This window comes from Streptomyces sp. NPDC058231 (genome assembly GCF_042882275.1).
In the GTDB taxonomy this organism is placed as follows: Bacteria; Actinomycetota; Actinomycetes; order Streptomycetales; family Streptomycetaceae; genus Streptomyces.
Genome location: NZ_JBHVWN010000017.1, coordinates 85,640 through 112,026, shown reverse-complemented (window position 1 = coordinate 112,026; position 26,387 = coordinate 85,640). Strand labels below are relative to the sequence as shown.

Here is a 26,387-nt window from a genome sequence, read left to right as displayed (position 1 = left end):
GCCTTACTTCTACTGCCCCTGCCAGCGTTCGACTGTCCCGAGGAACGAAGGAACAAGAGCCCCATGACACGCCCCGTCCGCGTCGCCATTGTCGGAGCCGGCCCCGCCGGAATCTACGCAGCAGACGCGCTGCTGAAATCCGAGTGTGCGCAGGACCCGGGTGTATCGATCGACCTGTTCGAGCGCATGCCGGCCCCCTTCGGCCTGATCCGGTACGGAGTGGCTCCCGACCACCCCCGGATCAAGGGGATCGTCACCGCTCTGCACCAGGTGCTGGACAAGCCGCAGCTGCGGCTGTTCGGTAACGTCGACTACCCCCATGACATCGGCCTGGACGAACTGCGGTCCTTCTACGACGCGGTGATCTTCTCCACCGGAGCCGAGGCGGACCGCCCCCTCGACATACCGGGAATCGACCTCGACGGCTCCTACGGTGCGGCCGACTTCGTCTCCTGGTACGACGGGCACCCCGAGGTGCCTCGCACCTGGCCGCTGACGGCCGAGAAGGTCGCCGTGCTGGGCGTGGGCAATGTGGCTCTGGACGTGGCGCGCATGCTCGCCAAGACTGCGGACGAGCTCCTGCCGACGGAAATCCCGGCAAATGTGTATGACGGCCTCAAGGCGAACAAGGCGCTGGAGGTGCACGTCTTCGGGCGGCGCGGTCCGGCCCAGGCCAAGTTCAGTCCCATGGAGCTCCGCGAGCTCGACCACTCGCCCAACATCGAGGTCATCGTCAACCCCGAGGACATCGAGTACGACGAGGGTTCCATCGAGACCCGCCGCGGCAACAAGCAGGCGAACATGGTCGCCTCCACGCTGGAGAACTGGGCCATCCGGGACGTGGGCGATCGGCCGCACAAGCTGTTCCTGCACTTCTTCGAGTCCCCGGTGGAGATCCTCGGCGAGGACGGCAGCGTCGTCGGCCTGCGCACCGAGCGGACGGAGCTGGACGGGACCGGCAACGTCCGAGGCACCGGACGTTTCACCGACTGGGACATCCAGAGCATCTACCGAGCGGTCGGTTACTACTCGGACGAACTGCCCAAGCTTCCGTTCGACCCGGCGTCCGGCACCGTTCCGCACGCCGCCGGGCGGGTCGTCGACGGCGTGGAGCCGATGCCTTCGGTGTACGTCACCGGGTGGATCAAGCGGGGGCCGATCGGACTGATCGGCCACACCAAGGGCGACGCAAACGAGACCGTCGCCTGCCTGCTGGAGGACCGGGCAGCCGGCCGGCTGCCGGCCCCCTCCCAGCCCGAGCCCGAGGCGGTCGTCGCCTTCCTCCAGGAGCGTGGCGTCCGCTATACGACGCGCGACGGCTGGCACCGTCTGGACGCCCACGAGCAGGCTCTCGGCGCTGAGCAGGGCCGAGAGCGGATCAAGGTCGTGGAACGCGGCGCCATGCTGGACGCGTCCGGAGCCTGACCCCATGACCGCGTCCCCGACGGCTTCCCCCAGGGGGCGTCGGGGACGCGGCGCGTTTTCAGCGGGTGGCAGGCCACGGGCGTGACGGCAGCAAGCCACCGACACCGGCCTGCCTCGCAGGGGCGAGGCCCGGAGTCCAGCCTGACCGGGGCCACTATGCGGAAGGGGGGTTGTGGGGTGCGGATGCTGCGGTTTGGCTGATCCGATGCAGCAAACGTCCTCTCTCTCGCAGGGGCTCTCCGCGCTCGACCACCGGTACCGGGGCGAGCATCCGATCCGTACCCTCGGCTATCTCCTCCGGCCGGACCGCCGACGGCTCGTCGCCGCCGTGGGGGCCTTCATCGTCAAGCACAGCCCTGTCTGGCTGCTCCCGCTGATCACCGCGAACATCATCGATGTGGTCGTCCAGCACCTCCCGGAACGGGAACTGTGGTTCAACGCCGGGGCCCTGCTCTTCGTCCTCGTGCTCAACTACCCGATGCACCTGCTGTACGTGCGGTGCCTCAACGGCAGTGTCCGGCGCATGGGCACCGCGTTGCGCGAGGCACTGTGCCGCCGCATGCAGCAGCTCTCCATCGGCTACCACTCACGTACCAGCGCCGGCGTCCTGCAGGCCAAGGTGGTCCGGGACGTCGAGACGGTCGAGCAGATGATCCAGCAGACCGCGGACCTCGGACTGGCCGGCATCATCACCCTGATCGGCGGTCTCGTCGTCATAGCCGTCCGGGTCCCCTCCTTTCTGCCGGTCTTCCTGGTGGTCGTGCCCACCGCCGCGTACCTCGTCATGAAGCTGCGCACCCGGCTGCGCAGCCACAACGAGACCTTCCGCCAGGAGGTGGAGCAACTCTCCGCACGGGTCAGCGAGATGACCAGCCTGATTCCGATCACCCGTGCTCACGGCCTGGAGAGCGCCGCGCTCGGCCGGGTCGACGGTCCGCTGCGCCAGGTCCTGCTGGCGGGGCTGCGGCTGGACCTGCTCAACGGGCGCTTCGGAGCCCTCGCCTGGATCCTGCTGAACTCTCTCGGGGTGGGCTGCCTCGCCGGTTCGGCCCTCGTCGCGTACCACGGCTGGTTGCCGATCACCGCGGGCGACGTCGTCATGCTCAGCGCCTTCTTCACCACGCTGACCGGTTCGGTGTCCACCCTGCTGAGTCTGGCCCCGGTGATCAGCAAGGGCCTGGAGTCGGTGCGCTCCGCCGGTGAGGTGCTCGAAGCACCCGATCTGGAGAGCAATTCAGGGAAGAAGCGGGTGGAGCAGGTCGAGGGCCGGATCGCCTTCGAGAACGCGGGCTTCACCTACGAGGAAGCGGCGGGGGCAGCCGTCACGGACTTCACACTCTCGGCACGCCCGGGTGAGACGGTCGCGCTGGTCGGCGCCTCGGGTGCGGGCAAGTCGACCGTCCTCAACCTCCTCATCGGCTTCATCAGGCCGACCTCCGGCCGGATCCTGCTCGACGGTACGGACATGGCGAAGCTCGACCTCCGCACGTACCGGCAGTTCCTCTCGGTCGTCCCGCAGGAGTCGATCCTGTTCGAAGGCACCATCGAGGAGAACGTCACGTACGGCATGGGCGACACGGACGAGCAGACGGTCCGGCAGGCCCTGCGGGACGCCAACGCGCTCGAATTCGTCGAGACGCTGCCCGACGGGATCCACACCGTCGTCGGCGAACGTGGGGCCCGGCTCTCCGGCGGGCAGAAGCAGCGCCTGGCCATCGCACGTGCACTGATCCGCGACCCGAAGGTGCTGATCCTCGACGAGGCGACGTCCGCCCTGGACACCCGGTCCGAGGCGCTCGTCCAGGAGGCGCTGGCACGGCTGGTGCACGGCAGGACGGTCTTCGTGGTCGCCCACCGGCTCTCCACGATCCGTGCCGCGGACCGGATCGTGGCCATGGAACGGGGACGGATCGCCGAGGTGGGGACGCACGCGGAGCTGATGCGCCGGGGCGGCGTCTACGCGGGGCTCCAGCCGGCCCACTCCGCCTGAGAATTCGTGGGGATGCGGGAGAAACGGTCCGGGGACGAGCCGGCCACCGTCCTCGGGCTCCGCGGACGCTCCCGGAGGTGGGGCGCGCGGCGGGTACCGAGGACGGCGGGGACGCGGACCGCGGCGAACCATGTCGTCCGGTGCATGATGGCGGCCGGCGCAGTGGCCGATCGGTCCACGTGTCCACCGCGTGCGTGGCCGCGCCCGTAGCGAGCCGCGTCCCCGGCGTCCTGGTCCCGGGTCCACCGCCCCGCATCACCACGGCAAAACCGGTTGACGGGTACGACACCCTGAGGATTTCTTTGACGGATGATCAAAATGCACGCCGACGAGCTCGACATCGACGCGGGACTCGTCGCCCGACTGGTCGGCGGGCAGTTCCCGCAGTGGGCGGATCTGCCGGTCGAGCGGCTCGCCTCCGGGGGGACCGTCAACGCGGTCTACCGGCTCGGGAACGCACTGTCGGTCCGGCTCCCCCTCAACGAGGGAGGCGGCAAGGATCCCGAGAAGGAACAACGCTGGCTCCCCGAACTCGCGCCCGCCCTGCCCGTGACGGTCCCGACCGTGGTCGCGACGGGGGAACCCGCGGAGGGATATCCGTGGCCGTGGTCGGTGCACCGGTGGATCGAAGGCGAGAACCCGGTCGAAGGCCGGCTCGACGAGCCCGAGCTCCTGGCGCGCGACGTGGCGGAGTTCGTCAAGGCCATGCGGGCCGCCGGTGTCGCGGGCGGGCCGCCCGCCTACCGAGGGGGTCCGTTGGTGTCCGTGGACGCCGGGACGCGCGCCGCCATCGAGAAACTGCGCCACTGCGACGAGGACTTCGACGCGGACGCGGCGCTGACGGCCTGGGAGGACGCACTCGCCGCGCCGCCCTGGAGCGGACCGCCCCGGTGGGCGCATTCCGACCTCATGCCCAGCAACCTGCTCGTCACCGACGGCAGGCTCACCGCCGTGCTCGATTTCGCCACCGTCGGGATCGGTGATCCCGCCTGCGATCTGATCCCCGCTTGGAATCTGCTGCCGCCGACGGCCAGGGACGTGTTCCGGGGTGCCGTGGACGTCGACGACGCGACATGGATGCGTGGCCGTGGCTGGGCCCTCGCCATGGCCGTCCTGCAACTCCCGTACTACCGCCGCACGAACCCGGTCATTTCCGCCAACGCCCGCCATGTCATCCGCGAGGTCCTCGCTTCCGAGTGCTCCGCTCGTTGACGGTACGCAGGCACATGGCCGGGTCCGCGGAGAGCCGGCCGGGACCGGATCCGGGCGGCCCACCGCGGTGCGGCAGCCGGAAAGACTTGCCCGGGCGTGTGCCCTCGTCCTCGCTCCGTGAGGACGGGACGAAGGCACACCGCCGACGGGCCGGTCGGGCTACCGCGCGGTCAGCGGTAGAGGCGGACGTCGGCCAGGCTCCACCAGTTCCCGGCTGTGCCGGTGGCGGTCACGCGGATGTGGCGTGCGGTGGTGGGCCGCAGGTCGACGTCGGTGAGCTGACCGGTTCCGGTTCCGCTGGCCACGGTGTGCCAGGTGGTTCCGTCATCGCTGACGGAGACCTGCCACCCCCGGGCGTAGTCCCCGGGTTCGTCGCCGCTGTCGATCGCGACCCGCCGGAACTCGGTGCGCTTACCGAGATCGATGTCGATGTGCTGACCGGGCTCCTGAGCCTGTCCACCGGACCAGCGGGTCGAACCGTCGCCGTCGATCGCGAGACCGGCAGCGCCCTGCCCGGCAGGCTGGGTCGTGGCGTGGGCGCCCTCCAGCGAAACCGCGTGGAGCCGGCTGGTCAGCGCCGCCGACTTCGGCCAGGTGAAGGTGGCCAGCGCGCCGCCCGGCAGGGTGTAGTCGAAGGTCCGGTCCCCCACGGCGACTGCGAAGTTGCGCGGGTCGTCGTTCTCGTTGTGGACGACCAGTGCGGTCGAACCGTCGGGGTTGCGGAAGGCGACATCGGTGAGCCGGCCGTTCCAGCCGGTGGTGCCGTAGTTGGTGCTGCCGATCCGTACCGCGCCGGGGCGCACGAACTTCGACAGGTGGCCGATGGTGTAGTACTCGGCGCTGTTCGAGACTGTTCCGTCCGGCTGGACGGAGAGCAGGGCGCTGCAGGTGTCGCAGCCGCCGTTGTGCGGACCGCCGTCGGCGTCCAGCACGAGGTTCCAGTCGGCGACCGACTTGGCCCAGTTACGGGTGGTGCCGACGGTGATGGTGCGCGCGTGCCAGGTGAGTGTGGAGCGGAAGATCTGCGCGGGGGTGTCGGTGGCCCCGTGCGAGCCGGAGCATTCGGTGAACCAGATGCCCTTGTCGGGATGGGCGTCGTGCAGGGCGGTCTGGGCGCTGGGGTCGCCGGAGTAGCAGTGGTAGGCGGTGCCCGCTATCCACTTGGCCGCCGGGCTGTCCAGCACCTGGTACGGGTAGTCGGTCTCCGGGGCTTCGCCGAGCTGCTCGGCGGTGGCGATGTCGTCGGCGTGGGTGGTCCAGTTGTGGTCGTACGCAAGGATCTTGGTGCGCGGGCTGGCCCTGTGCAGCAGCGGCCCGAGTGCCTCGATGACCTTGGCTTCCTGCTGTACGGGCAGGTCGGTGCCGGGGTAGGCACTGGGCTTGCGGTTCTGCGGCTCGTTCTGAACGGTGAGGTAGTCGACCGGCACACCCGCGGCGGCGTACGCCTGGACGAACTTCACCAGGTAACGGGCGTAGGCGTCGTACGCCTTCGGGTCGTCCTTGAGGTGCCCGCCGACGAGCGAGTCGTTGTCCTTCATCCAGGCGGGCGGACTCCACGGGGTGGCCATCACCGTGAGCTGCGGGTTGAGCTTCTTCGCCTGGCGCAGCAACGGCAGTACGTGCTGCTGGTCGTGGGCGACGCTGAAATGCCGCAGGGAGTAGTCGGTCGTTCCGGCCGGGACGTCGTCGTAGGTGTAATGCGTGGCCGAGGCGGTGAAGTCGGAGGAGCCGACCGGCTGGCGCACGAAGCTGACGCCGATGCCCTCCTCGGGGTCGAAGAGACTCCGCATCGCGGAGTCCCTCGCCTTTTCGGGCAGCTCGGCGAGGACGCTCGCCGTGGAATCGGTGAGCGCACCGCCGAAGCCGTCCATGCGCTGGAACTTCTCGTCGGGGTCGACGGTGATGGTGGTGCGGTCGGATGCCCCGGTGCGGAAGGTGACCGGCTTCTGGCGCTGCAGCCTCTGCGCGCCGTCGGCGGTGGTCAGCCACACCTGCGCCTGTGGCGCCTCCTGGTGACGCCCGGACGACGCGGGGGTGTGTGCGGTGGTCGCCGTGGCCGGCAGACAGGTCAGACAGAGAGCGGCGGCTGTGAAGGCAGCGGCACCCAGGGCACGTTTCATGAATGGTCTTCCTCGTTGGCACGGTCGGGGGGCGAGGGCTGAGGGCAGGAGCCGGAGCACGGCGGGGACGGTTCACGGTGCTCCTGGCTCCGCGGGTGACGGGTCACCGGAACTTGCTATGAAACAAACTGAAACAACATGGAAACATCTTTCACGTGCCCAAAGAAAAGCCCCAACCGGATTCAACTGTCAAGCCGTTCTCACCCTGTAAGCACTCTCCCTCGCTATGCTGCAAGCATGAAACAAGGTGCTGTAACAGGTGACTGAGCCGAAGTCTGCCCGGGTCACGGTGCGTGCCGTCGCGGCGGAGGCCGGCGTATCGATCGCCACGGTTTCCCGCGTGATGAACGGACACTCCCAAGTGGCCCCCGCCACGCGGGCGCTGGTGCACCAAACGGTCGAGCGGCTGGGCGCTCCTGCCCCTGTCGGGCGCGGGGCCGCGGAAGGGGCGATCTACGTCCGCTGCCCGTACGTACTGACCGACTACTTCGGAGTCATCGTCTCCTCGCTCGCCGAGACGCTGGAACTTCACGGCAGACGAGTGGTGCTCAGCGCCGGAGACGCCGGCCGCCGGTCCGGAGTGCTGGCCGGGCTGCCACGGGAACCCGGGATCGCCGGCGCGGTACTGCTCCTGCCACCTGAACCGGAGACGGAGCTGGAAGCGCTACGGGCACAGAACTTCCCTTTCGTGGTGATCGACCCGAAGAACCCGCTGTCCCGGGACATCGCCTCGGTGTCCGCGGCGCATCTGACCGCCGCCCACTCGGTCACCGCCCATCTGTTGCAGCTCGGGCACCGGCGCATCGGCGTCATCGGCGGCCCAGGCAACTGGCTGGCCAGTCGGTCGCGCGTCTCCGGCCACACCGCGGCGCTCGCGGAGGCCGGTCTGCTGTCCTCCCCCGGTCTGCTGCGCAGCATCGAGCCGACGGCCGAGCACGGGTACGAGGCCGCGGGTGAACTCCTCGATCTGCCCGAACGCCCCACCGCACTGATCGCGTTCAACGACAAGACCGCGGTCGGCGCTCTGCGGGCCGCGTACGAACGGAATCTGCGCGTTCCGGCCGATCTGTCGATCACCGGATTCGACGACACCGATCTGGGTCGCAGCACCGTGCCCCGGCTGACGACGGTCCGCCAGCCGCTTGAGGAGATGGGCCGGATGGCCGTCTCGCTGCTGATGCGGCTGCTGGAGCAGCACACGGTGGACACCCTGCACGTGGAGCTCGCCACCCAGCTCGTGCTGCGTGAATCGACCGGGCCCGCGCCTCGCGTCCGGCCACCGGCCTGACACGCCGTGCGGTACCGCACGGCGCTCGGCCGGCAATACCCGGTGGAGTTCGAGACGGGTGCGATGCTCAGATGGCTGGATGCGACACGACATGATGCACGAAGTCGACCGGGGGCCGTACGAGAGCACGGTGACCCCCTGGGAGCAGGAGACATGGCGGGAAGCCGCTCTCCGGTGGGCCGAGCAGGGACTGGCGGCCCACGGACTGCGGGAGACCGGCCGGCGAAGCGTGCGGGTGCGACCGTGGTCCGTGCTGGTGCGCATGCCTGTCGCGGGCCAGGGGAGCGTGTGGTTCAAGGCCAATCCCCCCGCCAGCTCCTTCGAGGCGGGGCTCGGCGAGGCGCTGGCCCGATGGGTTCCGGACCATGTGCTGCGGCCGCTCGCCGTCGATGCCGAGCGGGGCTGGTCGCTCCTGCCGGACGGCGGCACCCTCTTCGCCGATGTGCTCGGCGACGGTCCTGCTGCCCCGCGGGCCTGGGAGGAGCCGTTGCGCCAGTACGCCGACATGCAGCGCAAGCTGATCCCGTACGCGGAGAGGCTCGATGCGCTCGGCGTGCCCAGCGGACGTACGACCGTGCTGCCGGAGCTCTTCGACCGGCTGGTCGAGGCGAACACGGCGCTGGAATCCTCCGACCGTGAGGCGCTGCGGGCTCTGCGGCCCCTGCTCCTCGACTGGTGCGCGGAACTCGCGGGCACCGGTATCGGTGACTCCCTCGACCATTCCGACCTGCACGAGTCGCAGCTCTTCGCACCGGGGCCGGGCCGTTTCACGTTCTTCGACTGGGGCGACGCCACCGTCGCGCACCCCTTCACCAGTCTGCTGGTCACTGCCCGGGTGACCCGCGCACGGTACGGGCCGCAGGCACTCCCCCGGCTCCGGGACGCCTACCTGGAGCCGTGGACGGGAGACGGCCGTACGGCGGCCGAGCTGCGGCGCGCGGTGAGTCTGGCCTGCCGGGTCGGGGCCATCGGGCGGGCGGGCGCCTGGGGCCGGCTCTTTCCCGGAACCTACGGTGGCCAGGGTGGTGCAGGTTCGATCGGTGACCCGGATGTCGCCCGCTGGCTGCGCGAACTCCTTTCGGAGCCGCTGCTGTAGAGCGGGCCGGCAGCGCCCGGAGCCCGTCCGAACGCTGTCGATCCGCTCGGCGGGCAGCAGCCGTCCGCCGGAGACGGCCGGAGTGTCCGGGGGTCCAGGACACTCCGGCCGTAGGACAGCGGCCGGTCAGATCTGCACCCCGGGGCGACCGTCCTCGACGACCACCGAGGCCCGGGTGCTGATCGGAGCGTCCGGGCGGGTCACGTACGGAACCACCCGGAAGTCGCTCCGCCAGCGGTTCTTGTCGACGTTGCAGCGGACATAGCCGCGCTGGTTGTTGAAGAACTTCATGTGCGGGTTGGCTGCCAGGAACGTCTCTCCCTGCGGGGTCATGTCCGCGCCGTCGCCGCCACTGGTGATGGAGGTGCCGACGAACTCACTGCCCACCGTGGGCGAGTCGGGATCGGCGTAGTCACGCTTGAGGTCCCAGGCGTAGTTCTGGTGGCGGTCGCCGGTGATCACGACGAGGTTGCGCACCCCGCGGTCCTGCGCTCCGGCCAGCAGGGTGTTGCGCTCGGCGACATAGCCGTCCCAGGGGTCGAGGAAGACGTTGACGGCCTCGCCCGGGTCCTGGTCCGTCTGGCCCATCGGCGCCTGGTTGCCCAGGATCTGCCAGCGGGTCCGCGAGCGGGCGAAACCCTGAAGGACCCAGTCGCGCTGCTCCGCCCCCATCAGGGTGCGGTCGGGATCGAGACGGTCGGTGCAGGTGGCCGAGGAGCCGTCGCCGCACGGCTGGTCGTCGCGGTACTGGCGGGTGTCGAGCATGGTGAAGTCGGCGAGCTGCCCGTAGTTCAACCGCCGATACATCTGCACGTCGGGACCGGAGGGGAGCTGGCCGTGGCGGAACGGGCCGTGCTCGTACATGGCCTGGAACGCCTGTCGGCGCCGCGCCAGGAAGTACGCCGGGTCGTCGTTGTTCTCCGATGTCTCGTCGGCCCAGTTGTTCTCCACCTCGTGGTCGTCGAAGACCATGACCCACGGGAAGCGTGCATGGGCCAGCTGCAGGGGTTCCTCCGACTTGTAGAGGCCGTACTGAAGGCGGTAGCGCGCCAGGTCCGTCGCCTCGGTGTGGAACTTGATGTCGGTGGTCACCCCGCGCTTGTTGGTGCCCACGCCGGACTCGTAGACGTAGTCGCCGAGATGCACGACCAGGTCGAGGTCCTCCTCGGCCATGTGCCGGTAGGCCGTGAAGTAGCCGTCCTGCCATGCCTGGCAGGAGGCGAAGGCGAAGTTCACCTCGCGGGGCGTCGACCAGACGGCCGGTGTCGTCCGGGTACGGCCCGTCCGCGATACGTAGTCGCCCACACGGAAGCGGTAGTAGTACTCGCGGTCCGGGTGCAGGCCGTGGATCTCCGGGTGTACGGAGTGTGCCAGCGCTGGAGTGGCGATCACGCTGCCCTTCCGCACGGACCGGCGGAAACGCTCGTCCGCGGCTATCTCGTAATCCACCCGGATCGGGCGCTGCGGCATGCCGCCGTGCCCGTCGGCCGCGAACGGGTCGGGGGCCAGGCGCGTCCACAGCACCACGCCGTCGGGCCGAGGATCACCCGAGGCCACACCGAGGGTGAAGGGGTTGCCACTCAGCGCCGGGGCGGCGAACGCCAGGTCGGACTGCCACAGCCCGGTCCCGAGCGCCAGAGCGGCTGCTCCGGCACCGCCGAAGCCGAGCAGATGCCTCCGGGACAGAGATTGCGCGGTCAAGGGAACCTCCAGTGCGGGCGAGTTCGGGCGTCGCCATGACCTTCTCGGCCGGTAGTGTCCGCAGAGGTTCCCGAGTACGGCCACAGAGCGGCTATTTGGGCAACTCCGAGTGATCGGGCCGGTCTTGCCGAGGGGTACGGGCAGCGCGGCGGCGTCAGGAGATTGCCTGGGGAGGAGCCTGCGCGAGGAAGGGCGGAGCGCTGACAGCGCGCGGTCGGACCGCTGCCGGCGGGGGCCTGTCGCACAGCTTCTTCGCACCCGCTGACGTCATGACCCGGCGGTTCGCCGTGGGGCACGACCGCGGCGAGGACAGCACGCTGGCCCTCACGCAGCCGTGGAAGGGGACGCGCGGCAACAACCTCGGCGGGGGCATCGTGGCCTCAGCGGTGGACCGACTCCGCTGGGCCCGGTTCCATCTCGGTGACGGCCGCGCGGCAGGCGGTGTCCGTGTCCTGTCCGCCGAGCTCCTGCACCGGATGCAGGAGCCGACGGTCGCGCTGCGCGCCGGCACGCTCGGCGACGCCATCGGGCATCGGCTGGCTCCTGCGCGATGTGGACGGCGTTCGGACGGTCGGGCACGGCGATTCGGCCAACGGCCGGTTCGCCGAGCTTCTCACGGTCCCTGAACGGGACTTCGCCGTCGTCGCGTTCTCCGATGACGGCCCGGACGGCATGCCCTTCAGCCAGGCCGTCGTCCGCTGGGCGCTCAGGACCTGCCTGGGGGTGACCGACCGGGACCCGGAGCCGCTCCCCCACGACAGGAAGCGGGCCGCGGAGATTTTCGGGCGTTACGAGAGCGACGCCATGACACTCACCATCGGTGAGGAGGCGGCAGGACTGCGTCTCGAGGTCCTGATCGAACCGGAGATCCGTGCGGCGGCGGACAGCGGGCTTCCCCGACCGGCTTCTTCACCCGCTCCGGGAGCGGCACGGTCGTGGGCGTCGACCTTGCCGGCCGGTTGTTCAAGGGGAGGCAGGCGGCACGGTGGAGAGCACTCACCCAGGAACGCCAATGATCACTCACGCTTCACCGGAACGAGTGCAGTGCACACCCCGTGAGCATCTCCCGCTCGCCTGCGACGAGGGGACCGGGCGTGCGTAGTGCGTCAGGCGCTGTCCATGTCATCGCATGATCATGCCCGCCACCCCGGGAATCCGGCCAGACCCTTTACCAGTTGTCGGTGGTCTCCGAAGGCGTGGCCACGGAGGTCGCGATCTCCGCGGCCACTCCGACCACCAGGAACAGGACCAGCAGTGCCTTGCCCGCGCCGCTCATGATCAGTGGCCTGGTGGCGGAACGGGATCGCTGCTCGGGTACGGAGAGTGCGTCGTCGCCGAAGAAGCCCTTGGGGTAGGCGGGGGTGAGCATCAGGAAGTAGGCGGTGAAGCGCATCTGGTAGCGGAGCGTGGCGGCCGAGGCTTCGAAGAGGGGTCGCGGCATCCGCCCCAGGATCAGCGTGATCAGCCACCAGATGATGGACAGCGTCCACCAGCCCGACGACACGAGCCCTTGTACGACCGCTGCCGGAATCATCAGGATCAGGCGGAAGAAGACCGCCAGCCGGTTGAGTTCCGTCGGCCGCACCTCGATCCGGACCGGATAGTCCGGCGGCGGATTCAGGGCGAACGGCGGGTAGCGGTCGATCAGCAGCATCGCGCTCGCGGAAACCCGTGTGTGGTAGCCGAGATAGCCGGCGAGGAAGCGGAAGACCGGTTCGGGCAGCCGCCCCAGCACCAGAGCGGCGAACCAGCCGGCGATGGTGGTGAAGAAGGCCGCGATCTGGAGGAAGAACAGCACGATGAAGTGCGGAATCAGCAGGAGCATGCGCACCAGGACGGTGAGCCGGCGTTGCCTCGCCGGTTCGACGAGGTCGAGCACGGGCAGCCACTCACCCATGTCCGTCCCCCTGGGGCCCGTCCACCGGGCGTCAGCCATGTCGCTCCTCCTCGGCGGATGATGCGTACGCCATCGGCACCTACGACGTCATCCCACGCTCGGGGCTCGGAGGCCGTCCCGCAACACACCAAAGGCCGATCGGGTGTCCGGCTCGACCCCCTGGACCGGACCGACCGGAGGCCGACGCACGAGCTCTTCGCCGCGGGCGATGCACGGTTCGCTTCTCCGGCCGTCGCAGGACCGGAGTTGCCGACGGACAACGAGCCGCACCCCGACCGCGCCACGTCCATCGTCGAACAGGCCCGGACCTGATGGCGTACCGGTGGCAGCCGGCCGGGCATCGGGTACGAGGTCGCGGGGATGCAGGATCTCGTCGATGCGGTACGGGCCACCGGCGCCGAGAACCTGATCCCGGCCGGCGGTCTCGCGCACTCCTATGCCCTGACCGGGCGGCTGGGTCCCCGACCGATCGACCCGGCCGGCAATCGCCTGGACCCGGCCCACCGGTCAAGGGTCACGGTGCAGCAACCGGCCGAACAGGGCGCGCCGGGAGGAGCGCCGCCCGGAGACGCTCCGGGCGGCCGCAGCTCTTCCGGTGGTCTTCGGCTTCGAGATCGATGTGGTCTTCGAACTCGGCTTCGGGTTCGCCTTCGCTTTCGTCTTCGCCCTCAGATTCGCCTTCGCCTTCGCCGTCAGATCCGTCTTGGTCGTCGGCTTCGTCTTCGTCGCCTTCGTCGGCTTCGGGTCAGGCTTCGCCCTGGCCTTCGCGCTCGGTTTCTCCTTCGGCTCGGGCGGGACGCTCGCCCGGGTCGTCCCCTCCGCAAGCAGGTGATAGCGGTGACTGAGCCGCCTCCCCACCAGCAGATATCCGAGGAGCGCACCGCTGGTGTTGAGGATCACGTCGTCCACGTCGAAGGCGCGCCCCGCGACCAGTGCGCCCTGGACGAGTTCGATCACCGACATCACCAGTGCGGTCAGCACCACCATGCGCAGCATGCGCAGTCGACGCGGCACCAGAATCGGCAGCAGGATACCGAACGGCACACCCAGCAGCAGGTTTCCGCCCGCCTGTTTGCAGGCCGCGAGGAAGGTGTAGTCCTCGGCGTACTGCCGCAGTGACCTGCCAGGCCGCAGGTTGGCCCGGACGAGGGCCTCGGAAGCCGGCGAGGGCGTCAAGGTCACCTTCGCAAGCGCGACGGAAAAGCCCACCAAGGCCACGAAGGCCACCATCAGCACCAGGGCGCGCAACAGCGTGTTGCCCCACACTCTGTGCCGCTCAGTACGGTCCTCTGCAGTCATGGCACACGGATGCCCTCATCGGCCGTGGCCACACATCCCGAACGCGCCCGGCCCGGGCGCAAGTCGGTCCGCGGCTCCGGAGCACCCGTCCGGGTCGAATCCGAACGGCCTGATTGCGTACGCCTGTTCGTCACTCCATTCTCCTACCGTGCTGTCGTTTGACACGTCCGCATCAAGAATGAGGGTGAAGCTCCATGGGACGCACAAGGCATGGACGGCGCCGATGGGTGACGGCCGCGACTGCCGGTCTGCTCGCCGTCGGTCTGGCTTCGGGAACCGCCCGGTCGGCCGATACGGGTGATTCGGCCTACTCGACGACCACCGGCGTCGGTGTGCACAACGCGTATGAAAAGGCCACGTACCCCTACTTCGCCGACGCACTCGACTCCGGGGCGGCGCTGCTCGAACTCGATGTATGGACCAACGCCTTCGGCAGCTCCTGGCGGGTCTCCCACAGCAATCCGCTCGGCAACGACAACAACTGCGAGAACGCGGCGACCGCGGCAGAACTGCGCACCAAGTCACGCAATCAGAATCTGGCGGGCTGTCTCTCAGACATCCGGGCGTGGCACGACGCGCACCCCGGCCACCGCCCGGTGATGCTGAAGCTCGAACTCAAGGACGGCTTCCAGGCCAACAGCGGTCGCGGACCGGCCGAACTGGACGCTCTGCTGTCCGCGAAGCTCGGCGACGCGCTGTTCCGCCCCGCCGATCTGGCCGCCGGCCACACCACCCTCGACGAAGCGGTGCGGGCCGACGGCTGGCCCAGCCGGACCGCGCTGGCGGGGCGTTTCGTCGTCGAGCTCATTCCCGGAACGGTGGAGGAGGGCAATCCCCTCGATTCGCTGTGGACCGACCGGGAGTACGCCACGCACCTGCGTGACCTCTCGGCAGCCGGGCGGCTGAGAGAGGCTGCCGCCTTCCCCGCGGTCCACGGAGCCGTGTCCGGCGACCCACGCGATCGGTACACGGAGGCGGCCATACGGCCCTGGTTCGTGGTGTTCGACGGCGATGCCGCCACCTATACCGGGGGCTCGGTCGACACCGGGTGGTACGCCCGGAACCAGTACCTCGTCGTGATGACCGACGCGCAGAACGTGGCGCCCGCCATCGACGGCACGAACCCGACGCAGGCGCAGGCCCTGGACCGGCTCGACCTGCTGGCGGGGCGGCACGCGAGCATCATCACCGCGGACTGGCACGCACTCACTGCGGTGCTCTCGACCGTCGTGCCACGCGCGGCCGGCTGACGGATTCCGACGGGTCCACCGTTGCCGGAAATCCGGTTCAGGACGACGCGATCACCGCCCGGCCGCGGTCACCCGCGGCACAAGGAGCGGTCAGGTGATACGTCGTGAGCGGTCTCGGGGCGACGGTCGGCCGGGGAGCACGTGGGCTCTCTCCCGGCCGTCGCCGCGGGGCCCGTCCGGCACCTGGCGGAGGACGGCCGCCCCGGAGCGCCTGTCGACACGGCCCGTCCGCCGGCATCACGGAAGCTGGGGAGTCGCGAGCAGGGTACGTGTCCGTCGCACCGCGGAACCCTATGGTGTCAGGCGTGTCCACTCCCCCCGTGTCCACCGGACGGCCCCGCACGGACTCCGTGCGCGATCCGCGCAGCGAGTGGATGCTGATACTTCTCTCCGCCGCCTCCGGGGCAGCCGATGCCTTCGCGTTCATCTGCGTCGGCCAGGTCTTCGCCGGGGTGATGACGGGCAATCTGGTGCTGCTGGGGGCCTCCGCCGCCGGTTCCACGGAGGCCGGAGTGGCGCAGCGGGTGATGACCGCTCTCGTCTCGTACGGCTGCGGCGTGGTGTGCGGTGCGTGGATGAGCGAGCGGCTGCGGTGGCGTCTGTCGCTCATGCTGCTGACCGAGGTGGCGCTGCTCGCATCAGGTGCCGTGGTGTGGGGGCTGGGTCCGGTCACGTCCGACGGGGGCCGGCTGGGTCTGCTGGTGATCTTCACCGTGGCGATGGGAATTCAGGGCCGCATCCGCGCGACGCCGACCAACTATTTCACCGGCACCCTGACCTCCCTCGTCGGCCGGTTGGCGCTGCGCGCAGCGCGTGAGGGGGACCGCTGGGTGGCCGGCCGGCTGCTTGCGGTGGTGGCGGGCGCGGCAGGGACGGCATCGATGGTGCGGGTCTGGCCGGACGGGGCTGCCGCGGTCGCCGCCGCGCTGGCGGCGGGTGCGTTGCTGGCCGAGGTCGCGCCGAGACGCTTGTCCCGGAGGTGAGGGACGGGCGGACACGGAGAAGCCCCGGCCGAATCGGGGGAATCCAGCCGGGGCAGCCATGGGCGTGGGCGCTGTGCGCGTCATCCACATATAGGTGAACGATAAACCATCCCGTCGCGTTCCCGGGAATCCGCACCGTTCACTGTGACGCGGCACACGAGACCTCAGCGCCCGGTGGGCTCCGCGTTCTCGTAGCGGCGCCGGAACTGTTCGATCCGACCCGCCGTGTCCAGCACCCGGTGGGTACCGGTGTAGAACGGGTGGCTCGCCGCCGAGGTCTCCACGTCGATGACCGGGTAACTGTTGCCGTCCTCCCAGTCCACGCGCTGATCGGCGTCAGCGGTCGAGCGGGTCAGGAAGGCCACTCCCGCGGCGCGGTCGCGGAAGACGACCGGACGGGAGACGGGGTGGATACGGGACTTCATGCGCGTTCCTTCCTTGATGCTGGGAGACCTTGAGGCCGTAGAGCATTGAGGCCGGGGGACGGACTGCCGACACCGGTCGGGTGCAGGGGTCAGCGCTCCTCACGGAAGAGGACATGCTGCCCGGCCGCGGGGTCGTACTTGCGAAGCACCAGCCGGTCCGGGTCGTTGCGGCGGTTCTTCCGGGTCACATAGGTCTGACCTGTTCCGGCGGTCGACCTCAGAGTGACGACGGGACGGGTTTCGCTGCGTGCCATGACATCTCCGCTGGCTTCCACCGACCCCATCCGCCCTGATGGGAATGGGTATCGTTTTCGTTCTGATGCTGTAACGCGGCAGGGTCCGGTCGCATTCCCGTGCCGGACGCCGACCCCCGGCGACGCCCGGCACGGGACTCACCGGCCGCGAAAACGGGCCCGCGAGCGGCCCGGGCACCTACACCCGGGCAGATTCGGGTCGGCGACCACGGCTCGCCCACCGGAGCGACAGCCGGGACCGCCGGAGCCGGCGACTCCCTCAGGCGGCGCATACGCCCCCGCGTCGATGCGCCACGGCGTACGGAAGGCGCCGACGCGGGCCCGAAAAGCGCCGCACCCACCGGATGACTTGCATCAACACCCGCCGACAGCAAGGGTGTTCGAAACTTCGACGGTCCGAACAGCCGCTGACATATGCCAGGTGCAAGAACGCATCGAGTGTTGCCAAACCACTTACGGGCACCCACAGCCTGTGCGACAGTCGTCATCGGTCGCCTTTCAGACCTGGTTGTGCCGCGCCTGTATCGGAGTACGAGATGCCGTCCCCTCTGTCTGCGGACCGCCCCGCCCCACAGCCGCCCGAGCGCGCCGCCGTCGACGTGTTGATCAACCGGACGCGTCGGCTGCGTGGCGATGTGGACGCCGTGCGGCGCGACGCCGTGCTCGTCGACGAGGACGACCCGCAGCTGCGCTGGCAGCGCGCGCTCTGTGAGCTGGCGGTCAATCAGCTCGACTCCCTCGGCGCACATCTGGGTCAGCTCAAGGAGGGCCTGTCCCCGGAGACCGCCGAGCAACTCGCGGCGGAACCGGAGCAGGAGCTCTCCCAGGGGACCGGCAGAGAACCCGGGTCCCTCCTCAGCCGGGTCGGAAGCGCCGAGTGGGATCTGCTGACCGACGAGGTCAGCTGGTCGGAAGAGCTGTTCCAGATCTTCGGCCGGCCCCCGCAGTCGGACCCCCTGTCGCTGGACGAGCTGCCGTCCGTACTCCTCCCCGAGGACCAGCCCCTGCTGACCTCCCTGGTGACGGCCTGCCTGGTGGACGGGAAACCGATAGACGGCGAGTTCCGCATCCTGCGGACCGACGGCCGGATCCGTACCCTGCACATGATGGGCGAGCCCGTTCTCGACGCGGACGGCTGCACCGCCTCCATGTGGGCTGTGCTGCGTGACGTCAGCGAACTGCGACGCAGCCAGAACGTGGTGCTGCGGACCCGCGATTCGGTCCGTCGCCAGCAACACATGGCCCGGACCGAACGCCGGATGGCGGTGGAGCTGCAGGAGGCCGTGCTTCCCCCGTGGCGCGGATCGCTGCGACTGCCGCAGCAGGGGCCCGGTGCGCTGGACGTCGCGGCCCACTATCTGCCGTCCGAGTCCACCGATCTGATCGGGGGTGACTGGTACGACGCGCTGCAACTGCCGGACGGCAGGACGCTCCTCACGGTCGGCGATCTGACCGGCCACGGCATCCCTGCGACCACGGCCATGGCGATGCTGCTGGGCGCTCTGCGCGGAATGGCGGTGGCCGGCATCGCCCCGGGTGCCCTGATGGGCCATCTCAATCAGTTACTCGAATCGTCGGTCCAGCCCGCTCTCGGCAGCGCGATCTGCTGCCGCTTCGACCCCGTGTCCGCCACCCTCACCTGGGCTCAGGCCGGCCACCCCGCACCGCTGCTGTTCCGCAACGGAGCAGGACGGCCGCTGCCCCCACCGGACGGAGTGCTGCTCGGCGCGGCTTCCGGAGTGGCTTTCGAGCAGGACGAAGTGACCCTGCTGCCCGGCGATGTGCTGGTTCTGCACACCGACGGACTGACCCGTCGCAGCGACCGGGGTGCGGGCCCGGAGGAGACACTGCTGAGTCTCGCGCCGCGCCTCGCCGAGGCCCGTTCCGCGCAGGAGTGCGTACGGATCGTCGTCGAGGAGTACGGCGGTACCGAGCGCTTGGGCGATGCCTGCGTGCTGGTTGCCCGAATCGGGGCTTGAGCGCCCGACAGAGGCGCCGGAGCACGAGAGCACGGCCCGGCACGCGCCCGGAAAGACAGCGACACGGCACAGGCGGACAGGACGCCTGCTCGGACGGTATGTGGTCGGCGCCCGTCTTCACGGCGCCACGGATCAGATCTCCGAACGCCTGGGCCGCTTGACGACGGTGCTCTGCGGCATGGCGCGTTCGAGCTCCTCGCGCAGATCCTCGATCTTCGCGTATCCCGCGAACTGGCCGGTGAGCCGGTACATTTCGCGCAGCCGGTCCCAGGTGCGATGCGAGGAGGTCTCCCCCATCGTCACCAGCGCGAGCCGCGCGTAACGGTCGGCCTGCTCCGGGTCGTCGGCGATGAAGCATGCCGAGGCGAGCGAGATGTAGTCGAAGATCTTGGAGCGTTGGCGCCCGTTGGCACGCAGTTCCAGCGCCTGCTTGGCGTGGCGCTGCGCGATGATCGCCGCCGACGGTTCGTGTTCGGCGAGCGTGCGGAACGCCAGGGCTTGCATGCCGTGCAGGTCCGCCTCGTCGAACAGCTGCATCCAACTGGGCGGTGGCACATCGCTCTTGTCCGACACGAAGAGGTCCTCGGCCTTGCCGAGAGTGCGGCGCATCGCCTGGCCCAGGCCCATGGATGCCTGCGCCCAGGCCTCGATGGTGTGCAGCATCGCCTGGGTACGGGGCAGCACCATGTCTCCGGAGCCGGACTTGGCGAGCTTCATCAGGTCCAGAGCGTCGTCGGGACGGCCCAGATGGACCATCTGGCGCGCCGCCCGGGAGAGTGCCTCGCCCGCGCGCGGGCGGTCGCCGCCCTCGCGTGCCGCATGGGCCGCGATGACGAAGTACTTCTGCGCGGTGGGTTCGAGGCCGATGTCGTGCGACATCCACCCGGCGAGTACGGCGAGGTTGGCGGCTACGCCCCAGAGGCGGCGCTGCAGATGGTCGGGGTGACGGTAGGCGAGCATGCCGCCCACCTCGTTGAGCTGGCCCACGACCGCCTTGCGCTGGAGTCCGCCGCCGCGGGAGGCGTCCCAGGCACGGAACACCTCGACGGACCGTTCCAGCGCCTCGATCTCCTCCGATCCGATGGGTGCGGCCTCGTACCGGTCGAAACCGGCGGGGTCCGCGTGGAAGGGATCGTCGATCCGTGGAGCGTCGGCCGCCAGGACGGGGTCGGTGTGCAGCCAGTCGTGCATGGGGCCGGTGATGGTCGATCCAGCGGCGAGCGCGGCGCCCGCGCTCACCAAGCCGCGTCGGTTGAGCATGAGGTCCATTCCCGTGAATTCGGTGAGGACCGCTGCCGTCCGTTCGGGCGCCCACGGGAGTCCGTCGGGATTGTGCTGCGTCCCGACCTCATCCCGCTTCCCCACACGCCCGCGCCGGCCGAACCCGAGGTCCTCGATGGTCACGACACGACCGAGCCGCTCGGTGAACAGGGCAGCCAGCACCTTGGGCACGGGATCACGGGGGGATTCCCCCATGTCGATCCAGCGCCTCACACGCGAGGTGTCGGTCGCCAGCTGCGGGTAGCCCATGGCCGCCGCCTGCCGGTTCACCATTCTCGCGAGTTCGCCCTTGGACCAGCCGGCAAGGCCGAACAGGTCGGAAAGGCGGGTGTTGGGTTCTCCGGTCACGTCAAGCCCCCAGGTTCTCGGCTGTGTTGACAGTAACCCCCTGTCAGATGCTGGGCGACTATTCGCCAGGGTTCGCCAGGGTGCGCCAGATGGTCCGCAACCCGCGGTCCGGTGTCAGGTAGGAAAGCGCCACCCCGCCCGGCAGCCCTAGGTACTCCCCAGGGTGCCGAACGGCCGCCGGCCGGGGCGGCGCACGCAACTTGTCGGCGCACGAAGGGATCTGTCTCGCCCATGTACACAGCATCGTCCTCCGTGTCCGCCCCGCCCCGGTCGCTCCGTCCCCTGGGCGCGGGCGGCGGACCGTACCTCGACCCCCGCGCCGCGTCGCCGGCGCCCGGCACCGTGCGGCCCCGGCGTCCTGCCGGTGCGGGTGCCGGACCGCTCAGCGGACGCCTGGACCTGTCCGGCCCGCAGGGAGCACAGCTGAGAATGGCGATCGCGTCGGTGCACCGGATCTGCCCGGAGTTCAATCCCGTTCAGGTACTGCGCCGCAGCGGGCGGTCGGTGCTGATCGTCGGCACCACCGGACGGACGACGGCGGTGGCCAAGTGTTTACTGGACCACTCCCCCGTCTGGTCGGAGCGGTTCCGCCACGAGATAGCGGCATACCGGGCCTTCGTCCGGCACCGCCCTCCGGTCCGGGTTCCGCGGCTGATCGCTGCGGACCCGGAGAACTGCACCCTGGTCATCGAGCGGATGCCGGGACGGGTGGCGGCGCTGACGAGACACCCGGCGGAGGCTCCGCCCCGCGCCGATGTGCGGGCCGCGCTCGGCGCGATCAGCCGGGTCAACGCGTGGCGGCCGGCCGCGGGCCTCTTCGAGGCCCCGCTCGACTATGCGTCACGCATCGCCCGCTACCACGAGCTCGGACTCTTCACCGACCGTGATCTGGGCGATCTGCAGAAGCTCCTGCACGGTCTGGCGTTTGCCGGTGGCCGTCAGGGCATGGGGCAGTTCTGTCACGGCGACGCGCTGCTCTCCAACATCCTGCTGTCGCCGACGGGTCCGGTACTGGTGGACTGGGAGCACGCGGGCTGGTATCTGCCGGGATACGACCTGGCGACGCTGTGGACGGTGCTGGGTGACGCCCCGGTGGCGCGGCGTCAGATCAGTCAGCTTGCGCAGTCCGCCGGGCCGGCGGCGCGGGACGCGTTCCTGGTCAACCTGATGATCGTACTCACGCGGGAGATCCGTACCTACGAGACCGCCGTGCAGCGTGCCATGCGGGAGGCCACGCCCGTGGGCGGCGGCCAGGACCGTCCGGGTGCCCTGTCGTCGGGCGAGGAACAGCGTCTGCTGTTGCGACGGCTGCATGACGACTGCGCGATGGCCCGGCGGGCCGTACGTGCTGCGGTCGGCACGCGCTGACGCAGCTCTCCGCGGGGGACATGCGCTGCGGGTCCGGTGCCGACACGCCGGGCTCGCATCGCGCGGACACCGTCCCGGCCCCCCGATGCCCTCGATCGCGGTCAGACCTGGGTTGCAGGCCTGCTCCGCGATCGAGGGCGTTTCTTCAGCCCGACCGGCATGTGGTGCGCGCGGTCAGGGCTCGTGCCCCGGTCGTCACCGGGCGCGCACGATGTCCACGTCCGAGGCCTTCACGAACGCGATCCGGTGCCCGATCTGCACCGTCACGTACTTCTCCTGGCCCCTGAAGTAGGAGTGGTCCAGCGGATAGGAGGCGTCGATCGTCGGCGCGTAGAAGAACCCGGTCGGCGCCTCGCCTCCGCCGGGGTACGACTGCCCCTCCTTGATGGTGTACGGAAGCGCCGTTCCCACCCGCTTGTCGGCGAAGTCCGCCGGGTACTCGGACTGTTCCGGATAGGCCACCCCGTACACCGGTACCTCGGTGCGGCCCGCCTTCGGGCGGACGACATAGCCGGCGGTGGGCACAGTGGTCCTGGTGTGTGCCGGGGTCTGAAGCCACGCCTTCTTGCCGTACCACCAGATCGCCGTCCAGCCGGGCGCGTGGTCCGCGACCACGGCCTGCTGGGTGGCGCTGATCTTGCTGCCCCAGTCGGCCGCACAGTTGGTGCCCGGCGAGCCGTCGGTGTGCAGGCCCGGATCGGAGAAGAGCGGCGCGTCCAGGGAGGGTTCGGTGTGGAGCGGTACCGCGCTGCTGCCCTGGACCGGGAGGTCGACGCTCTTCTCGCAGTCGCGGAACGCCTGCTCGTTGTCGGCGAACCGGGGGCCGACGGTGATGAGCGGGCTGTTCTTCGAGGCGCTCGGCACGGTCGTCGGCTTGCCCAGCAGGGCCATGAAGCGGTTCCAGTCCCAGTACGGTCCCGGGTCCCAGTGCATGCTCTTGGTACCGGCCGTGCTGGTGGGCGGCACCCCGTCGTGGCCGATGATGTGCTGGCGGTCGAGCGGGATGTCGTACTTGGCGGCGAGATAACGCACCAGCTTCGCCGTCGACTTGTACATCTCGGGGGTGTACCACTTGGCACCCTCGGCAGCGACGCCCTCCTGCTCTATCCCGATGGAGTGCGTGTTGACGTACCAGTTGCCCGCCTGCCAGGCGACGTCCTTGTCCTTGACCATCTGGGTGACATGGCCGTCGCCCGAGCGCACCACATAGTGGGCGGAGGTCTGCTTCAGCGGGTTCTGGAAGATCTTCAGGGTGGTGTCGAAGTCTTCTTCGGTGTCATGCAGAACTATGAACTTGATCTTGTTGCTGTGCGGCCGGTCCGCGGTGTCGTAGTTGCCGTACGTCTCCTTGTCGGCCGGATCACCGGTCTGCTGGTAAGCCGCCGGGACCCAGTCGCAGTCCAGGCCGCGCGGGCACTCGGGCCGCACCCCGTCCGCGCCGGCCTGCGCCGCGGGGGCCAGCAGCGCGAAGCTCAGTGCGCCGACGGTGGTCAGGGCGAGAGTGAGTCTGGCCCTCTGCTTGGACGTCATGACAACCCTTCTTGGAGCTGAGCGCCGCGCATCGAAAGTCGTACGTGGTCCGGTTCCGCTGTGCGCGCACACTCTGTGACCTGAGGTGATGGCGCGTCAAGAGCGCAAGACGGGCTCACCGGCCAGCCACTGGACCAGACCACTGGCAGGGTGTGTGACCTGCGACGGGAGAGACACAACCAGCCGCTGGCGGTGGGACGTTACCTGAGTTTTACGGAGGCGGCCCGAAGGCGTGGGACTACGCGCACCCATCGGCCCGACGCACTCTTTATGTGACTAATTCCTGATGTGCGTGCCCCGGACGGCCGAAGGGTAGTGCTCGCGCGGACACCCCCGTTCCGCGCGGCCCCCGCGCGGAGGTTCTCGGAAAGGCCGGACGCACATGGCTCAGCCGTTCACCCTGCCGGACTTCTACGTTCCGTATCCGGCGCGGCTCAACCCTCACGTCGAGGAGGCCCGGCAGCACACCAAGAGCTGGGCGCGCAGCATAGGGATGGTGGAGGGGTCCGGCATCTGGGAGGAGAAGGACCTCGACTCCCACGACTACGCGCTGCTCTGCGCATACACCCACCCCGACTGCTCGGCGGAGGCGTTGTCGCTGGTCACCGACTGGTACGTGTGGGTGTTCTTCTTCGACGACCACTTCCTGGAGCTGTTCAAGCGCACCCCGGACCGCGACGGCGGCAAGAGGTACCTGGACCGGCTGCCCGCCTTCATGCCGATGGAGCGCGGGGCGCCGACGCCGGAGCCGACGAATCCCGTGGAGGCCGGACTCGCCGACCTGTGGGCGCGGACCGTCCCGCACATGTCCGACGGCTGGCGCGCCAGGTTCGCCGAGGCGACCGAGAACCTGCTCAACGAGTCGCTGTGGGAGCTCGCCAATATCAACGAGGGCCGGATCGCGAACCCCGTCGAATACATCGAGATGCGCCGCAAGGTGGGCGGCGCCCCCTGGTCGGCGGGGCTGGTCGAGTACGCGGCGGGCGCCGAGGTCCCGGAGCCGGTGGCCGGGGAGCGGGCGCTGCGGGTGCTGCGGGACGCCTTCTCCGACGGCGTCCATCTGCGCAACGACCTCTTCTCGTACCAGCGGGAGGTCGAGGACGAGGGCGAGAACAGCAACGGTGTGCTGGTGCTGGAGACGTTTCTGGGCTGTTCCACACAGGAGGCCGCCGAGGCGGTCAACGATCTGCTGACCTCGCGGCTCCAGCAGTTCGAGAACACGGCGCTCACCGAACTCGGGCCGTTGTGCGCGGAGAAGGGGCTCGATCCGGCGGAGACCGCCTCGGTCCTCGCGTACGTCAAGGGGCTGCAGGACTGGCAGTCCGGCGGTCATGAATGGCACATGCGCTCCAGCCGTTACATGAACAACGGCGGGGCCGGTGAGGCCGCCATCGGCTTCGGTATGTCCGCCGCGTCGATCCGGTTCACTCCCCGTTCGGAGTCGGCTCGGCTGCGCAGCCACACCCATGTGCCGTACCAGCGTGTCGGCCCCTCGCTGTTGCCCGACTTCGAGCTGCCGTTCGGCACGACGCTCAGTCCCCATCTGGACGAGGCACGGGTCCGCAACGTCGAATGGTCGCGCCGGATGGGCATTCTGGAGGCGCAGCCGGGGGTGCCGGGCTCACACATCTGGGACGAGGAACGACTCGTCGCGATCGATCTTCCGCTGTGCGCGGCGGGGCTGCACCCGGACGCCACCGCGGACGAGCTGGATCTCTCCTCGCACTGGCTGACCTGGGGGACCTACGGCGACGACTGGTTCCCGGTGGTACACGGTCGGACCCGGGATCTGGTCGGGGCGCGGCTGGCCAACGAGCGGCTCTCGATGTTCATGCCGCTGGACGGTACCGCGGTGCCGGAGCCGGTGAACGCGCTGGAGCGCGGTCTCGCCGACCTCTGGGAACGCACCGCGGCCCCGATGGACGACGACGGACGGCGGGCGTTCCGTACCACCGTGGAGTCGATGACGGCCAGCTGGCTGTGGGAGCTGGCCAATCAGGCACAGAACCGGATCCCGGATCCGGTGGACTACATCGAGATGCGCCGGCTGACGTTCGGCTCGGATCTCACGATGAGCCTGTGCCGGCTGGGGCACGGCAGGAGGGTACCGGAGGAGGTCTACCGCAGTGGCCCGATGCGCTCCCTGGAGAACGCGGCGTCGGATTACGCCATGCTGCTCAACGACCTGTTCTCGTACCAGAAGGAGATCGAGTACGAGGGGGAGGTGCACAACGGCGTCCTGGTCGTGCAGAACTTCTTCGGCGTCGACTATCCGACCGGTGTGTCGATCGTGCACGACCTGATGGACTCGCGGCTGCGCCAGTTCCTCCATGTCGCCGAGCAGGAACTCCCGGTCCTGTACGACGACTTCGGGCTGGACGCCGAGGCCAGGGAGACCCTGGCGGGTTACGTCCAGGAACTCAAGCACTGGCTCGCCGGCATCCTGATCTGGCACCGGGACTGCCGACGCTACCGCGAGCAGGATCTGCGTCGGGGCTCCGGTGCCCCGTGGCACCTCGGCGGTCCCACGGGGCTCGGCGTCTCGGCTGCGCGGGTGATCTCGCTGTTCGCTCAGCCCTCGGGATCCAGGGTGTAACGGCCGCCCGCCCGGGCCTTGAAGACCCTCTCGCCGCTCGCCGACAGCGAGCTGTGGACGGTCGCTCAGCGGCTGCGGCTCGCCGTGCTCACCACACGGCGGGCCTGCCCGGCGGACCCTTCGATGCCGACGGTGAAGCCACCCCTGGCGCGCGGACCGCGGACCGGTCCACCCGGAGTGGCGGGCGAAATGATGCGGGATGTGGCGACGGTCGTCGGCCGGGTCGTCACGGTCGGGGAACCGGACGGCGGTGGCCCCGTCGTGGACCCGGTGAGGCCCTACGGATCGGTCCCGTTGTGCACCGCCCGGCCGGCCGCGCCGAACATCTTGAGCGGTCTCCCCCCC

General features: G+C 69.6%; 20 protein-coding genes and 1 pseudogene. 12 read left to right on the top strand and 9 right to left on the bottom strand.

What is annotated here, in order from left to right; genetic code table 11:
• Positions 1 to 63: 63 nt before the first annotated feature.
• The 3 genes from ACFVXE_RS15220 (at position 64) to ACFVXE_RS15210 (ending at position 4,627) form a co-directional block, all read left to right on the top strand.
• The gene (locus tag ACFVXE_RS15220; protein WP_389671592.1) at positions 64 to 1,425 is read left to right on the top strand and encodes an FAD-dependent oxidoreductase; all 1,362 of its coding nucleotides are present in this window, start codon (positions 64 to 66) and stop codon (positions 1,423 to 1,425) included.
• Positions 1,426 to 1,630: 205 nt separating this feature from the next.
• Positions 1,631 to 3,415, top strand: a complete 1,785-nt coding sequence (locus ACFVXE_RS15215; protein WP_389671591.1) for an ABC transporter ATP-binding protein — start codon at positions 1,631 to 1,633, stop codon at positions 3,413 to 3,415.
• 318 nt (positions 3,416 to 3,733) lie between these two features.
• Positions 3,734 to 4,627, top strand: coding sequence for an aminoglycoside phosphotransferase family protein (locus tag ACFVXE_RS15210; protein ID WP_389671615.1), 894 nt, complete (start codon positions 3,734 to 3,736; stop codon positions 4,625 to 4,627).
• 170 nt (positions 4,628 to 4,797) lie between these two features.
• Here the strand turns inward: ACFVXE_RS15210 and ACFVXE_RS15205 are convergent, their stop codons facing one another.
• A complete protein-coding gene (locus tag ACFVXE_RS15205) occupies positions 4,798 to 6,747 on the bottom strand; it encodes a discoidin domain-containing protein (protein WP_389671590.1) in 1,950 nt (649 codons plus the stop codon).
• Between the two features lie 259 nt (positions 6,748 to 7,006).
• Between ACFVXE_RS15205 and ACFVXE_RS15200 the strand changes: the two genes are divergently transcribed.
• Positions 7,007 to 8,035 carry a LacI family DNA-binding transcriptional regulator gene (locus ACFVXE_RS15200; protein WP_389671589.1) on the top strand — a complete coding sequence of 343 codons (1,029 nt, stop codon included), beginning with the start codon at positions 7,007 to 7,009 and terminating at the stop codon, positions 8,033 to 8,035.
• Between the two features lie 79 nt (positions 8,036 to 8,114).
• On the top strand, positions 8,115 to 9,131 hold the full coding sequence (locus ACFVXE_RS15195) for an aminoglycoside phosphotransferase family protein (protein WP_389671588.1): 1,017 nt from the start codon (positions 8,115 to 8,117) through the stop codon (positions 9,129 to 9,131).
• Positions 9,132 to 9,257: 126 nt separating this feature from the next.
• Here ACFVXE_RS15195 and ACFVXE_RS15190 read toward each other — a convergent pair whose 3' ends face one another.
• Entirely contained in the window at positions 9,258 to 10,832 is a 1,575-nt protein-coding gene (locus ACFVXE_RS15190) for an alkaline phosphatase D family protein (RefSeq protein WP_389671587.1), read from the bottom strand.
• A gap of 380 nt (positions 10,833 to 11,212) precedes the next feature.
• Positions 11,213 to 11,365: a hypothetical protein gene (locus ACFVXE_RS15185; protein ID WP_389671586.1), complete on the bottom strand. Its 153-nt coding sequence runs from the start codon at positions 11,363 to 11,365 to the stop codon at positions 11,213 to 11,215.
• 19 nt (positions 11,366 to 11,384) lie between these two features.
• Between ACFVXE_RS15185 and ACFVXE_RS15180 the strand changes: the two genes are divergently transcribed.
• Positions 11,385 to 11,891, top strand: coding sequence for a hypothetical protein (locus ACFVXE_RS15180; RefSeq protein WP_389671585.1), 507 nt, complete (start codon positions 11,385 to 11,387; stop codon positions 11,889 to 11,891).
• A 109-nt stretch (positions 11,892 to 12,000) separates the two neighbouring features.
• Here the strand turns inward: ACFVXE_RS15180 and ACFVXE_RS15175 are convergent, their stop codons facing one another.
• Complete coding sequence (locus tag ACFVXE_RS15175; RefSeq protein WP_389671584.1) at positions 12,001 to 12,768, bottom strand: DUF4389 domain-containing protein; 768 nt, start codon at positions 12,766 to 12,768, stop codon at positions 12,001 to 12,003.
• Positions 12,769 to 12,987: 219 nt separating this feature from the next.
• On the opposite strand from ACFVXE_RS15175, the pseudogene ACFVXE_RS15170 reads away from it, so the two are divergent.
• Positions 12,988 to 13,215, top strand: a pseudogene (locus tag ACFVXE_RS15170) (hypothetical protein); the annotation flags it as partial.
• 21 nt (positions 13,216 to 13,236) lie between these two features.
• On the opposite strand, the gene ACFVXE_RS15165 reads toward ACFVXE_RS15170, so the two are convergent.
• Positions 13,237 to 14,028, bottom strand: a complete 792-nt coding sequence (locus ACFVXE_RS15165) for a VanZ family protein (protein ID WP_389671583.1) — start codon at positions 14,026 to 14,028, stop codon at positions 13,237 to 13,239.
• A gap of 194 nt (positions 14,029 to 14,222) precedes the next feature.
• On the opposite strand from ACFVXE_RS15165, the gene ACFVXE_RS15160 reads away from it, so the two are divergent.
• Positions 14,223 to 15,278, top strand: a complete 1,056-nt coding sequence (locus tag ACFVXE_RS15160) for a phosphatidylinositol-specific phospholipase C domain-containing protein (RefSeq protein WP_389671582.1) — start codon at positions 14,223 to 14,225, stop codon at positions 15,276 to 15,278.
• Positions 15,279 to 15,583: 305 nt separating this feature from the next.
• Positions 15,584 to 16,261 carry a YoaK family protein gene (locus tag ACFVXE_RS15155; protein WP_389671581.1) on the top strand — a complete coding sequence of 226 codons (678 nt, stop codon included), beginning with the start codon at positions 15,584 to 15,586 and terminating at the stop codon, positions 16,259 to 16,261.
• A gap of 164 nt (positions 16,262 to 16,425) precedes the next feature.
• On the opposite strand, the gene ACFVXE_RS15150 is transcribed toward ACFVXE_RS15155, so the two are convergent.
• On the bottom strand, positions 16,426 to 16,686 hold the full coding sequence (locus ACFVXE_RS15150) for a type B 50S ribosomal protein L31 (RefSeq protein ID WP_389671580.1): 261 nt from the start codon (positions 16,684 to 16,686) through the stop codon (positions 16,426 to 16,428).
• A gap of 89 nt (positions 16,687 to 16,775) precedes the next feature.
• On the bottom strand, positions 16,776 to 16,940 hold the full coding sequence (gene rpmG, locus ACFVXE_RS15145) for a 50S ribosomal protein L33 (RefSeq protein ID WP_389671579.1): 165 nt from the start codon (positions 16,938 to 16,940) through the stop codon (positions 16,776 to 16,778).
• Between the two features lie 536 nt (positions 16,941 to 17,476).
• Here rpmG and ACFVXE_RS15140 point away from each other — a divergent pair.
• Entirely contained in the window at positions 17,477 to 18,919 is a 1,443-nt protein-coding gene (locus ACFVXE_RS15140) for a PP2C family protein-serine/threonine phosphatase (RefSeq protein WP_389671578.1), read from the top strand.
• A 132-nt stretch (positions 18,920 to 19,051) separates the two neighbouring features.
• On the opposite strand, the gene ACFVXE_RS15135 is transcribed toward ACFVXE_RS15140, so the two are convergent.
• A complete protein-coding gene (locus ACFVXE_RS15135) occupies positions 19,052 to 20,548 on the bottom strand; it encodes a hypothetical protein (protein ID WP_389671577.1) in 1,497 nt (498 codons plus the stop codon).
• Positions 20,549 to 20,779: 231 nt separating this feature from the next.
• On the opposite strand from ACFVXE_RS15135, the gene ACFVXE_RS15130 reads away from it, so the two are divergent.
• Positions 20,780 to 21,916 carry an aminoglycoside phosphotransferase family protein gene (locus ACFVXE_RS15130; protein WP_389671576.1) on the top strand — a complete coding sequence of 379 codons (1,137 nt, stop codon included), beginning with the start codon at positions 20,780 to 20,782 and terminating at the stop codon, positions 21,914 to 21,916.
• Between the two features lie 195 nt (positions 21,917 to 22,111).
• On the opposite strand, the gene ACFVXE_RS15125 is transcribed toward ACFVXE_RS15130, so the two are convergent.
• Positions 22,112 to 23,446, bottom strand: coding sequence for an N-acetylmuramoyl-L-alanine amidase (locus tag ACFVXE_RS15125; RefSeq protein WP_389671575.1), 1,335 nt, complete (start codon positions 23,444 to 23,446; stop codon positions 22,112 to 22,114).
• A gap of 382 nt (positions 23,447 to 23,828) precedes the next feature.
• On the opposite strand from ACFVXE_RS15125, the gene ACFVXE_RS15120 reads away from it, so the two are divergent.
• Positions 23,829 to 26,042, top strand: coding sequence for a germacradienol/geosmin synthase (locus tag ACFVXE_RS15120; protein ID WP_389671574.1), 2,214 nt, complete (start codon positions 23,829 to 23,831; stop codon positions 26,040 to 26,042).
• The last annotated feature ends 345 nt before the right edge of the window (positions 26,043 to 26,387 follow it).

Excerpts from the sequence above, each read along its gene's own strand:
- ACFVXE_RS15125 (WP_389671575.1), bottom strand. The coding sequence starts at position 23,446 with ATGACGTCCAAGCAGAGGGCCAGACTCACTCTCGCCCTGACCACCGTC.
- rpmG (WP_389671579.1), bottom strand. The coding sequence starts at position 16,940 with ATGGCACGCAGCGAAACCCGTCCCGTCGTCACTCTGAGGTCGACCGCC.
- ACFVXE_RS15120 (WP_389671574.1), top strand. The coding sequence starts at position 23,829 with ATGGCTCAGCCGTTCACCCTGCCGGACTTCTACGTTCCGTATCCGGCG.
- ACFVXE_RS15220 (WP_389671592.1), top strand. The coding sequence starts at position 64 with ATGACACGCCCCGTCCGCGTCGCCATTGTCGGAGCCGGCCCCGCCGGA.
- ACFVXE_RS15150 (WP_389671580.1), bottom strand. The coding sequence starts at position 16,686 with ATGAAGTCCCGTATCCACCCCGTCTCCCGTCCGGTCGTCTTCCGCGAC.
- ACFVXE_RS15195 (WP_389671588.1), top strand. The coding sequence starts at position 8,115 with ATGCGACACGACATGATGCACGAAGTCGACCGGGGGCCGTACGAGAGC.
- ACFVXE_RS15140 (WP_389671578.1), top strand. The coding sequence starts at position 17,477 with ATGCCGTCCCCTCTGTCTGCGGACCGCCCCGCCCCACAGCCGCCCGAG.
- ACFVXE_RS15160 (WP_389671582.1), top strand. The coding sequence starts at position 14,223 with ATGGGACGCACAAGGCATGGACGGCGCCGATGGGTGACGGCCGCGACT.
- ACFVXE_RS15185 (WP_389671586.1), bottom strand. The coding sequence starts at position 11,365 with ATGCCCGATGGCGTCGCCGAGCGTGCCGGCGCGCAGCGCGACCGTCGG.
- ACFVXE_RS15210 (WP_389671615.1), top strand. The coding sequence starts at position 3,734 with ATGCACGCCGACGAGCTCGACATCGACGCGGGACTCGTCGCCCGACTG.
- ACFVXE_RS15215 (WP_389671591.1), top strand. The coding sequence starts at position 1,631 with ATGCAGCAAACGTCCTCTCTCTCGCAGGGGCTCTCCGCGCTCGACCAC.
- ACFVXE_RS15130 (WP_389671576.1), top strand. The coding sequence starts at position 20,780 with ATGTACACAGCATCGTCCTCCGTGTCCGCCCCGCCCCGGTCGCTCCGT.
- ACFVXE_RS15175 (WP_389671584.1), bottom strand. The coding sequence starts at position 12,768 with ATGGCTGACGCCCGGTGGACGGGCCCCAGGGGGACGGACATGGGTGAG.
- ACFVXE_RS15165 (WP_389671583.1), bottom strand. The coding sequence starts at position 14,028 with ATGACTGCAGAGGACCGTACTGAGCGGCACAGAGTGTGGGGCAACACG.
- ACFVXE_RS15205 (WP_389671590.1), bottom strand. The coding sequence starts at position 6,747 with ATGAAACGTGCCCTGGGTGCCGCTGCCTTCACAGCCGCCGCTCTCTGT.